General features: G+C 43.0%; 1 protein-coding gene. It reads left to right on the top strand.

From position 1 onward, the window contains the following. Positions 1 to 99 precede the first annotated feature (99 nt). Positions 100 to 13,164: a 5'/3'-nucleotidase SurE gene (gene surE / locus BMF77_RS28175; RefSeq protein WP_246862985.1), complete on the top strand. Its 13,065-nt coding sequence runs from the start codon at positions 100 to 102 to the stop codon at positions 13,162 to 13,164. Positions 13,165 to 13,452: the final 288 nt, after the last annotated feature.

Genomic DNA, 13,452 nt, shown 5'->3' on the forward strand with positions numbered 1-13,452 from the left:
ATAATAGTATCTTAACTTTCGATTGATATTTTCAATTACGTCATCTGCAATTTCCTGTCACCAGATTATCTTTGTGTAAGCTAAATCTGTATAAAAAATATGGTACTTACTACAGTCCGCTTTTCCCAGTTTAATGCGTCCCTAAACCGCAACACTGCCGGTCAGTTGGTAACTGATTTATCTACCCCTAACAACGCTCAAGCAAAAACAGTTGCCGAAATTATTCAACGCAACAACCCAGATGTATTACTAATTAATGAATTTGACTATTCCCCCGCAGCAGTAAATCTTTTTAGACAAAATTATCTGCAAATCAGTCAAAACGGTGCAACACCAGTTAACTATTCCTACTTTTATATTTCTCCTAGTAATACTGGAATTGCTTCTGGTTTTGACTTAAATAATAATGGTACAACAGTCACAACTCCAGGCACAACCGGATACGGTGACGATGCTTTTGGCTTTGGGAACTTCCCTGGTCAGTTTGGAATGTTGTTGCTTTCTAAATATCCTATTGATACAGCTAACGTCCGCACCTTCCAAAATTTCTTGTGGAAGGATATGCCAGGAAACTTATTAACAAATGACCCAACTGTAGATAATTCCGCAACTTCAATAAATGAGAACTTAAACGGTTTTTATTCACCTGAAGAAATCAACGTTTTGCGGTTATCTTCTAAAAGTCATTGGGATGTACCAATTACAGTAAATGGGGAAACAGTTCATGTTCTTGTCAGTCACCCCACACCACCCACCTTTGATGGAACTGAAGACCGCAACGGTAAACGCAATAGTGATGAAATCCGCTTTTGGGCAGATTATATTACCCCAGGCAAAGGTGATTATATCTATGATGATGGGGGTAAAAAAGGTAATCTTGCCGCAGGTTCAAGCTTTGTCATCATGGGTGATCAAAATGCTGACCCCTTAGATGGTGACAGTTATAACAATGCCATTCGCCAACTGTTACTGAATCCCAGTATCAATACAAATGTTATTCCCACCAGTTTAGGCGCTCCTCAACAGGCAACTTTACAAGGTCAGGCAAATAACAATCATAAAGGTAATCCTGCTTTCGACACTGCCGACTTTGCTGATACTGCACCGGGAAATCTGAGAACAGACTATGTACTTCCTTCCTCTGACTTGCAAATTAGTAAATCAGAAGTGTATTGGCCTAGCAATACTGACCCAAATTTCCCCTTGGTAGGAACTTTTAACTCTAGTCTTCCTGGTGGTTTCCCTAGTTCTGACCATCGGTTAATATATGCAGATGTGCAAGTTGGTGAGACAGAACCTGGAAAAACTGCTGTTAGTGCAGGATTCAAGGGACAAACTATCTTCAATACTGGTTTTATTCCCTCTGGTGCAGCCGGAACAGTAAATGGTCAACAAGTCGCTTTGGGTGGATTGTCCGGTGTAACTTACGATGCGGTAAATAATCGCTATTATGCCATTTCTGACGATCGCTCACAAAATGCCCGTTTTTATACCTTCACTCTTGACCATGTTACTAATACGGTAACTTTTACCAATGTTGTCCAACTCAAGGATATTAATGGTAATCCTTTTGCAGCTAATAGCTTAGATCCAGAAGGTATTGCTTTAACCAGCAATGGGACAGTTTTTATCTCCTCAGAAGGGGAAGTGAGACCAGATTTAGGTGCAAGTCGCGTCACCAATCCGTTCATTAAAGAGTTTAATCTGACTACAGGACAGGAAATTCGTTCTTTAGCAGTACCCAAGAAATTTAATCCTGTAGTTCAAGATACTAACAACAATAATGTTGTTGATACAGGTGATACCCAAACTTCAGGGGTGCGTAACAACTTAGCATTTGAAAGCTTAACCATTACACCTGACCAGAAAACCCTATTCACAGCTACAGAAAGCGCCCTATTTCAAGATGGTGCAATTTCTACAACTACCACCAGCAGCCGTTCTCGGATTATTCAATACAATTTGGTGACAGGACAACCAGAGAAAGAATATCTGTATATTACCGATCCTATTGCTAAAGCCCCTACAGGTGGAACTGCTGCCGATAACGGTTTGGTAGATTTATTAGCAATTGATAATCGTGGCACTTTATTGGCGTTGGAGCGCTCCTTTGCTGTCGGACAAGGAAACACGATCAAAATCTATGAAATTAGCCTTCAAGGGGCAACAGACATCAATACAGTTGATTCCTTGAGTAGCCTGACTGCATCTCAACTAGCTGCTATCCAACCTACTCAAAAACGGCTAATTTTGAATTTAGATACCCTGAGTTTACCTAATAGTGACGGCAATCATCCCACAGGGACAGATAATATTGAAGGTCTGGCTTTTGGTCCCAAATTGGCAGATGGTACGCAATCCATTGTTTTGGTGAGTGATAACAACTTTGGTGCTACCCAATTTACGCAAATTGTCACCTTGAGTGCAGATTTAGTTCCCACTGCTACCCCTATTGTAGAAACCCGTCCCGCGCTTTTAGATGATGGTAGTTTACCATTTAGTCAAAGAGCCGATGCGGATGATCCGGCAATTTATGTTAACGCTACAGATTCTAGTAAAAGCCTAGTCTTAACCAGCGTCAAAAATGGCGGTTTGCGGATTTATGATTTAGCTGGAAACCTGTTGCAAACCATTAATCCTAGTAATCCAGATATTCGCTACAACAACGTTGACCTACAATATGGATTTACATTAGGTGGTCAAAAAGTTGATATTGCTGTGGCAAGCGATAGAAATAATGATAAACTAGCGATCTTCAAAATTAACCCCAACAGTGCTAATGGTAATTATTTAGAAAATATTACCGATAGCAATGCTGCCACAATTTTCCAAAGTGTACCTTTCGCTGCCCCTTATTCGGCATCTACTCGCAGTTCCTACGGTTTAGCCCTGTACCGCAGTCCCGTCACCAACGATTACTACGTCTTCACCAGTCGTCGTCAAACTGGAGATATAGCTCAACTCAAATTAGTAGACAAAGGCAACGGTAAAATCGGTTATGAGGTAGTTCGTAGCTTCACCATTCCCTCACCAACCACAGCAGGTGCTTCAGCCCAAACAGAAGGCATGGTAGCAGACCAAGAAACAGGATTTCTGTACATTGGTCAAGAAGATGTAGGGATTTGGAAATTCGACGCTGAACCCAATGGTGGTTCAACAGGTAAATTAATCGAGAAAGTCAAAGCTGAGGGAGGAAAAAATCTCACCAATGATGTTGAAGGCTTAACCATTTATTACGGTAAAAACGGCACAGGCTACCTGTTAGCATCCAGTCAGGGCGATAATACCTTTGCAGCATATACCCGTGAAGGCAACAACGACTTTTTAGGCCGATTTGGAGTTGGTAACAATGGAGGAATTGACAGCGTTCAAGAATCCGACGGTGCGGATGTTATTAATCTGCCCTTGGGTCCCAATTTCCCTTATGGTGTATTTATCACCCAAGACGGTGCAAATGACCCCGCCACCATTGTTAGTGGTGAGAACATCAGCAGCAACTTTAAGTTAGTACCTTGGGAAAATATTGCTAATGCTTTACCCACACCCTTGAAAATAGACACCACCAGTTACGACCCTCGTAACCCCGTCCCCCAAGCACGACTAACTAATTACGAATTTACCAACTTACCCAAATTAGGCACAACCTCCAAAGGTCAAGATATCTTCTTAGGTGGTTTCTCAGGGTTGTATTTCCAAGGTATTGCACCTAATGGTAATCTCCAATTTGTCACCAACACAGATAGAGGACCCAATGGCGACCCCACAGGTGCTAATCGTCCCTTCTATTTACCCGATTTTCAACCAGAAATAGTCAGTTTTGAACTCAACAGACAAACAGGTGCAATTACCATCACCAAGAGAACAGGACTATTTGAAAAAGATGGAACAACCCCATTAACCGGACTTCCCAACCTACAAGCAGGGGCAAATGGTACAGCATACACCGATGAAGTTGCGGTTAATTTGGATGGTCAAGTCATAGCCAATAAAGCGTTAGGGGCTGATGTTGAAGGCATTGTCATTGCCCCAAATGGTGATTATTGGCTGGTAGATGAATACCGTCCCGCCATTTATAACTTCGATGTGAATGGTAAATTACTTAACCGTTATATTCCCCAAGGAACAGCCACAGCCCTCGAACCAGACGCAGCCGCAGGAACTTTTGGCACAGAGGTATTACCCGCAGTTTATGGTCAACGTCGCAATAATCGCGGTTTTGAAGCTGTGGCATTGGAAGGTAGTAAACTTTACGCCTTTATTCAAAGTGCCATTGATAACCCAGATAATGCTAGTGATACAACATCCAGAAATTCCCGTAATTTGAGAATTTTGGAATTTGACATTATTTCCAAACAAGTCACTGGGGAATATCTCTATTTGCTGGATAATATTACTGCTGCTGGTAACGCTAAAACCGATAAATTAGGTGATGCAGTTTCCTTGGGTAATGGTAAATTTGCCATTGTCGAAAGAGATGATTTAGGAACAAATGCCTCCAACAAATTGATTTATCAAATTAATTTAGCTGGGGCAACTAATATCAATAATTCTGCTAATTTCACCTTACCTGCTGGTAAAACTATTGAACAACTCACACCAGCCGAATTAACCACTGCTAAAATTACCCCAGTTAGCAAAAGTTTAATTGCCAATGCTGCCCAACTTGGTTATACAGGTGTTGAAAAATTAGAAGGTTTAGCTTTAGTCGCACCCAATACCCTGGCATTAATTAACGACAACGACTTTAACGTTTCTGGTAATACCCCGACCGAAAAACTAGGGATTTTAGAACTACCCTATAACTTGACAACTCCTCAACCCAAACCATCTTTAAATATCTTGTTGGTAAATGATGATGGTTATCAAGCGAAGGGAATTAATGTTCTTTACGACAAACTAGTTGCTGCTGGTCATAAAGTCACCTTAGTTGCACCAAAAACCCAACAAAGTGGCCAAGGTACAGCCATTGATACCGATAAAGTTTTCCAACCCATTGAGGTAGTCAACTACGCACCAAATAAATGGTATGTAGATGGTAAACCAGTTATTGCCACTTGGACAGGATTGGATTTTGTTGTTAAACAAAGACCAGATTTAGTAATTTCTGGAATTAATGAAGGGGAAAATCTGGGTTTAGAAGGAATTATTTCCGGTACACTCAGTGCTGCGGTTTCTGCTGTACATCAAGGTGTTCCTGCCATTGCCGTTAGTGCCGGCATAATTTTATCAGAACGTGCTACTGGTTATCCCAGCACCGATAAAGCTTATCAAGTAGGTGCTAATTACGTCGTTGATTTAATTTCCCAATTACAGGAAAAACAAGGCAGTCAACCCCAATTATTACCCGACGGTATTGGTTTAAATGTCAATATTCCTGCTGATAACCCAATCACAGGTATTGCTTTCACAGAGTTTGATTTAGCAGGTAGTTTTGACTTTAAATTTGGTCAATTACCAGCGAATTTTGGTACAGGTCAAGGCATCCTTTACAGTCAAAATTCTCTTCCTGCCGGTGCAACTCCCAAACCCACATCTGAGGGAGAACAGTTTTTAGCTGATAAAATTACCGTCACAGCCTTTGATGGTGATTGGGGAACAACCGCAAGTCAGCGTCAAGCATTAGCGCCACGTCTACCTTTAACTGTACCGAATTTAGTTAACCCCATTGCCACTGCCAGCAAATCCTTAAATATTCTGTTGGTAAATGATGATGGCTACCAAGCTAAGGGCATAGACGTTATCTATAATGCCTTGGTTGCAGCCGGTCATAACGTCATCCTAGTTGCACCAAAAACCCAACAAAGCGGTAAAGGAACTGCCATTAACACCGACAAAATCTTCCAAAATATGGAAGTTGTGGAATTTGATCCCACTAAAAATAAATGGTACGTTGACGGGACACCAATTGTTGCCACTTGGGCAGGTTTAGATTATATTCTGCCCAGCCAAGAGAACTTGGCTAAACCCGACTTAGTAATTTCTGGGATTAACGAAGGGGAAAATGTTGGCTTTGATGCTATTTCTTCCGGGACACTGAGTGCGGCAGTTACAGCCTTACAAAATGGGATTCCAGCGATCGCTGTGAGTGCTGGTATCAATTTAGCAGAGTTCCAGCAGGGCAATAGATCCAGCACCGGAAAGGCTTATGATGTCGCTGCCAGAATGGTTGTAGATACCATTAACAAGCTTCTCACCACCCAAGGTACTAACCCAGATTTATTACCCAAGGGTGTCGGTTTAAACATCAACGTTCCCGCCTACAACCCTGATAATGCCAGTCTTAAAACCTTAACAGGTGTAGCATTAACCAAATTCGACGAAACCACCAGCCTCAACTTCAATGTTGCTAAAAACCAAAATGGTGTAACCAGCATTCTCTTAGGTTCACCCACAATTACAGGTGACATAGAATCAGAAGGTGGTAAATTCCTAGAACGCAACATCACCATTACACCCATAGATGGTAACTGGAGTGCAAGTGCGTCCACTTTCCAAAAAGTAGCCAATGATGCCACACCTTTAGCCGTGAATGGGATTGCCAGTGGAGACACCACCCAAACCTCTACAGTTTTGTGGGCGCGGAGTATCTTCCCCGGTGCAGTTAAATTTGAGTATTCCACCAACTCTAACTTCAGTAACATTGCGGGGACACAAACGGCTAATGTGACTGATGTTAATCTACCTGTGAAGGTGGCAGTTAGTGGACTGACTCCCAACACCAACTACTTCTATCGAGTTACAGATACCACCGGGGCAACCAGCATTGGTAAATTTAGCACAGCCGCAGTAGTTGGTAACAAAACTGGCTTGAAATTCGGTGTTTCTGGAGATTGGCGCGGTGAACTAGCACCCTATCCAGCCGTTAGCAATGCTGATGATGCCAACCTGAAATTCTTTGTGGAATTGGGTGATACTATCTATGCCGATGTAGCTTCACCTGCCGTTAAAAACCCTGATGGGACAGAGAAAAAGCAAGTTATTACTGTAGATGAATATCGTGCCAAACAAGCAGAAGTTTACAGCCAAAGATATGGTGAAAATACTCTGGGTGATTTACGGGCTGCTACCTCCATTTTCGCCACCATTGATGACCATGAAGTTTATAACGACTTTGGCGGTAAAGTTCCCACAAATTACAACGCTACCCTGACAGGTGATCAAGAACTGCAAAAAGTCACCACCGCAGCCACAGGAACAGCTAGTCTAGAAGTATCTCATGCCAACAACTATATAGACTATAGCCTCACCGTTAAGGGCTTAGACTTTGGCACATTCTTAGGAATTACCCCCCAAACAGCCGCAACTGCCGATGATGTTACAGGGATGCACATTCACCGCGCAGCCAGAGGCGCTAATGGCAGCGTTGTCTTTGATCCAAAAAAGAATGATCAGGAGTTCAAATCCACTATCAATCAAGATGGTTCTGTCACCTTCACTGGTCGCTGGGATAGTGTTGATGGCTTGACCTCTACCTTACTCAATAGCTTTGAAACCGTTAAATCTGGGGCAGATACTAACCTCTACTTCAACGTTCATACCACTACTAATCCAGGTGGTGAAATTCGCGGTCAAATTGTCGCCGGTGCAAATCTCACCAATGATAGTGCGGTTTACGAAAACGGTCTGCAAGCCTTCCAAGAATATAATCCAATTAGTGATCAATTCTATGGGGCAACAGGAGACAGCAGCACCGCAGAGGAACGCAAACTTTATCGTTACAATACCTTTGGTAGTGATGCAGCCACCTTCGTTCTTGATGCCCGTTCCTTCCGTGACTCAGGCTTAACAGATGTTGCTAATATTAGTGATGCCACTCAGGTGACAAAATTCCTCACTGATTCCTTTAATCCTAACCGGACAATGTTAGGAAAAGTGCAGTTGGATGACCTCAAACGCGACTTAATCCAAGCGCAAAAAGATGGCATCACCTGGAAGTTTATCATGTTGTCACAGCCTATTCAGAACTTGGGAGTAGCGATAGCGAAGCGCTGCTGCAAGCAGTTCGCTGCCGATAGATATGAAGGCTATGCTGCTGAAAGAACAGAAATTCTCAAATTCATCAACGACAGCAAAATCAGTAACGTTGTCTTTGTCACCGCAGACTTCCACGGCACATTAGTCAACAACCTCACCTACCAATTAGCACCAGGACAGGCACAAATCCCCACCAGGTCCTTTGAAATTATTACTGGTTCTGTAGCTTATGATGCTCCTTTTGGACCAACAGTGGGTAATTTCTTCCTCACTCCTGAACAAAAGGCATTTTACAATTCCCTACCTGTAGCTAATGACGTTGACAGCACAGTTAATGATAGAGACGATTTCATCAAACAAGTCATTAATGGTGGCATCAATGCTTTAGGTTATGACCCCATTGGGTTAAACAACAATCTGACTGTAGCGAGTGGTTTGATTGATGCCAAGTTATTGCAAGGTGACTATATTGCCACTCATACCTATGGCTGGACAGAGTTTAACATTGACCAAGCCACTCAAAAGTTGACTGTAACCACCTACGGCATTGACCCTTATACCCGTCAGGAAGTAGAAGGAAATCCCGCAGCTATATCTAGTCGTCAGCCGAAAATTGTTAGTCAGTTTGAAGTTACAGCTAATAATTTTGTGGATTTAGAGTTAAGTCAAACTGCAAATGTCACGAACGCAGTTATCGGAGACCAGGTGACATTTACCTTAACCCTCTCCAATAAAGGTTCTCTACTGGCTAACGGCATTAAAGTCACAGATTTGTTACCACAACCATTTACCTTCATCTCTGCAACACCGGAACAGGGAACTTACAACAGTCAAACCGGTGTGTGGGAAGTGGGAGAAATTGCTGGTAATGTTACCCGCACCCTGAAACTCACAGCTAAAGTGACTCAAAGTGGGGCATTGACCAATAAAGCCGAAATTACCGCCCAAAATCAACCTGACTTTGATTCTGGTGCTGGTAATAACAACGCCCAAGAAGATGATCAAAGTTCAACTACCCTAAATATTGCTTCTAATATGGTGACACTCAAAGGTTTTGCTTCTTTACCTGCTGATACCTTCGCCGCTGGCCCGTCTGCGGGTGCAGCCGTAACTAATCCTACCAATGGACGGACTACCCCCTTTCCTGGTCAACCAGTGCAAGGTTTTAGTGGTGTCCAATTTGCCCCCAATGGTGCTGGTTCTGTCTTTTGGTTCTTAGCAGATAACGGTTTTGGCGCAAAAAATAACAGTGCTGATTTCCTCCTGCGACTTTACCAAGTTGACCCCAATTTTGCGGGTACAGAAAACGCTAATGGTTCTGTAGCGGTTCAAAACTTCATTCAACTCTCTGACCCCAATAAATTAATCCCCTTTGATATTGTCAATAAAAACACAGCCAAACGGGAACTGACCGGGGCTGACTTTGATGTAGAGTCCTTTGTGATTGATGCTAAAGGCGATATTTGGGTCGGTGATGAATTTGGAACTTACCTACTACATTTCAATAGCAATGGTGTTTTATTAGATGCACCCTTCGCCACTCCTAACCTTGTTAAACTAAATACCCTCAACGGTCAAGCCCCCATTGTCATTGGCCATCGTGGTGCTAGTGGTGAACTACCAGAACATACGATTGAAGCCTACCGCTTGGCGATTTTACGCGGTGCAGACTTCATTGAACCAGATTTGGTATCCACTAAAGATGGGATATTAATTGCCCGTCATGAACCTAACCTGATTAATACCACCGATGTAGCTAGTCGTCCCGAATTTGCTAGTCGGAAAAAGACGGTGTTGGTAGATGGTGTCACTGAAGAAGGCTTCTTTGCTTCCGACTTTACCTTGGCAGAAATTAAAACTCTGCGGGCTGTAATGCCTCAAGGTTTCCGAGATCAGTTATACAACGGTCTTCTCCAAGTTCCTACCCTGGGCGAAATTATTGATTTGGTGAAAGAGGTTGAGGTACAAACTGGTAAGAAAATCGGTATTTATCCTGAAACCAAACACCCCACCTATCACGACAATTTGGGTTTGTCTCTGGAAGAAAAACTGATTGACACCCTCAAAGTCAAAGGATTTACTGATCCCAAACGGGTTTTCATTCAGTCCTTTGAAGTCAGCAATCTCAAGGATTTAAACAACACCATCATGCCGGCGGCTGGTGTGAATCTTCCTTTGGTACAATTGCTTGATGCCTACGATGTCGCCAACGATGGCACACTGTTGTATCAAGATGTTTACGCTCGTCCCTACGATTTCACTGTTAAGGGAGACACCCGCACCTATGGAGATTTATTAACTCCTACTGGTTTGAAAGAAATTGCTGCCTACGCTGATGGTATTGGACCTTGGAAACGGCAGATTGTTTCGGTGAAAACAGTTGATAACAATAATGATGGTAAACCTGACGATCTCAATAACGATGGTGTGATTAACGATGCGGATAAAGTTACCCTAGCACCCACCAGCTTGGTTAGTGATGCCCACAAAGAGGGTTTGCTTGTCCATCCTTACACCTTCCGCAATGAAAGCCGTTCTCTAGCATCAAATTACAATAACAATCCTGAGTTGGAGTACCGTCAATTCATTAGTTTGGGTGTAGATGGTTACTTTACTGACTTCCCAGGGACAGGAGACTTAGTTCGGGATCAAATTACGGCGAATCAAGTCCGATCGCCCCAAAATCCCACTGTTCTCTCTACTCCTAAATTTGATACCCTCACAGGTAAAGCCCCCATCGTCATCGGCCACCGGGGTGCAAGTGGTGAACGTCCAGAACATACAATAGAAGCCTACAAATTAGCGATCGCTCAAGGTGCAGATTTCGTTGAACCCGATTTAGTGGTAACAAAAGATGGTGTCTTAATTGCCCGTCATGAACCCATGTTAGCAGTCGGTGTTCTCAATACTGACGGCACAATTCAACGAGATACCAATGGCAAGCCAGTTATCAATACTACCGATACAAGCACGGATGTTTACTTACGTGATAAATTTAGTGATCGCCTGAAAATCAAAAATTTAGATGGTCGTAATGTCGCCGGTTGGTTTGCTGAAGACTTTACCCTGGCAGAAGTCAAGGAACTAAATGCGATTGAACGGATTCCTGCTTTGCGTGGTACTACTTTTGATCAAGACGGATTGAAAGTACCAACCTTGAAAGAAGTCATTGATTTGGTGAAACAAGTCGAACTAGAAACAGGTCGCAAAATCGGTATCTATCCCGAAACCAAACATCCTACTTTCTTTCAACAGCAAGGTATCAATACTAGCCAAATCTTAGCAGACACCCTCAAAGCTGAGAACTTTACCGACCCATCTCGGATCTTCATTCAATCCTTTGAAGTTGCCAACCTCAAGGCACTGAAAAACACCATCATGCCCACCGCAGGGATTGATATTCCTCTAGTGCAATTGTTTGGCGGTTCAGGTCGTCCTTATGATTTTGTAGTCAGTGGTGATACCCGCACCTATACCGATATTTCTACACCAGCAGGTTTAACAGAAATTGCTACCTACGCCAAAGGAATTGGACCGAATAAACAGCGGATTATTCCTCAGTTGACGGTAGATGCCAATAAGGATGGTACTGCTGATGATCTCAATGGTGATGGTCAAATTAGTGATGGCGATCGCGTTTTAGGCACACCCACAACCCTGATTCAAGATGCCCACAAAGCTGGTTTAATCGTTCACCTCTACACTTTAAGAAATGACGAGTTCTTCCTTCCCGATACTTACAAAAACGACCCCGGTGCAGAGTTCCGTAAGTTCATTGATTTGGGTGTAGATGGTTTCTTTACCGACTTCCCCAAAACCGGGCGACAAGTTCTAGTAAATAATTACCTAGCTGGTACAGGCTACGCTAATCCCAACGGGAATTTAAATACTCCTTACTTCAATAATTCCCCAGAATACTTTGCTCCTAATCAACCCTACTACGGCGACCTCGTAACAGCCAATTTGAACCGCTCCCAAGGCTTTGAAGGCATGGCATTTAGCCCTGACCGTCAAACCATCTACCCGATGTTGGAAGGAACTGTTGTCGGCGATTCTGCTGGTTCTGTACGGATTTATAAATTCGATGTAGCCAGCGAAAGCTACCAAGGTTTGGTAGGACGCTATCAATTAGCCAGTACCAGCAATGCGATCGGTGATTTCACTCCCATCAATAACAATGAGTTCCTAGTTATTGAACGGGATAATGGCCAAGGTAGTACCGCCCTTTTCAAGAAGATATTCAAAGTTGATTTTAGCAAGATTGATGCTAATGGCTTTGTCTCCAAAGAAGAAGTAGCCAACCTTCTCAATATCCAAGACACCAATGATCTCAATGGTGACGGCAAAACTACCTACGATATGCCTTTCCAAACCATTGAAGATGTGTTGGTAATTGATAGCAAAACCATTTTGGTAGCAAACGATAACAACTATCCCTTCTCTATCGGTCGTCCTCCCGCGATTGACAACAATGAGATGGTGGTGTTGGAATTAGACAAACCTCTTGCCCTTGATTCCCGTTTAGGTATATCTGCGTCTATAGCAGAAGCTACCCAATATATTGCCGGAACAACTGGTAAAGATGATTTGTTTGTCAGTGGTGGCACTGATGGCATCAAGGACACCATCTTCACTGGCGCAGGTAATGACACTGTTGATACTGTCTTGGGGGCAATTTCTCCCTTTGCTGGTAACAATATCGTTGATTCGGGTAGCGGTGATGATACTATCTTTGTGAATAAGGGCGATCGCGCTTTCGGTAGTGATGGTAATGACACCTTTGATGCGAGAGATGGTCAAGGTGGCAACCGCATATCTGGTGGTGTCGGTGATGATACCTTCTACTTAGGTAGCAATGACCGCGCTTTGGGTGGTGATGGTAAAGATATCTTCAGAGTTAGTCTTGGTGGTGGTAACTTAATTTCCGGTGGTGCTGGCGCTGACCAATTCTGGATTGTCAACGCTGAACTACCCTCTTCGGCTAATACCGTGCTTGACTTCCAACTGGGTACTGATGTGATTGGGATTAGTGGTGCTGTCAGTTTAGGTATTACCACATCCACACTCAAGTTAAATCAAGTTGGTGCAGATACCGCGATTGTCTTCAACAATCAAACTTTAGCTACTCTGACTGGGATTCAAGCCAGTAGTTTGAGTTTGACAGATCCTAAACAGTTTATCCTTGCTTAGAATATAATTCTCCTGTTGGGGTTTAGCGCAATGCGTTAAGCCCCTGATTTTTAGTGTTACGAGGTACAGTTTTTCATCGCCAAAACCGTAGGGGCGCAGGGACTGCGCCCTCCATTGTATTTCATTAGAGCGAGAATTGCTGTAAATCTCATTTTCCCACATCCCTATCGCCTTCCCATCATCCCCCCAAACAGCGATTACTAGTACACTGCGGCGTAAATAAAACAACCATTCTCAATCACTAAAAAGCTTACGTCATATTATTTTTGACTTTTGACTTTTGACTTT

The organism is Dolichospermum sp. UHCC 0315A (assembly GCF_008121535.1).
Classification (GTDB): Bacteria; Cyanobacteriota; Cyanobacteriia; order Cyanobacteriales; family Nostocaceae; genus Dolichospermum; species Dolichospermum lemmermannii.

Excerpts from the sequence above, each read along its gene's own strand:
- surE (WP_246862985.1), top strand. The coding sequence starts at position 100 with ATGGTACTTACTACAGTCCGCTTTTCCCAGTTTAATGCGTCCCTAAAC.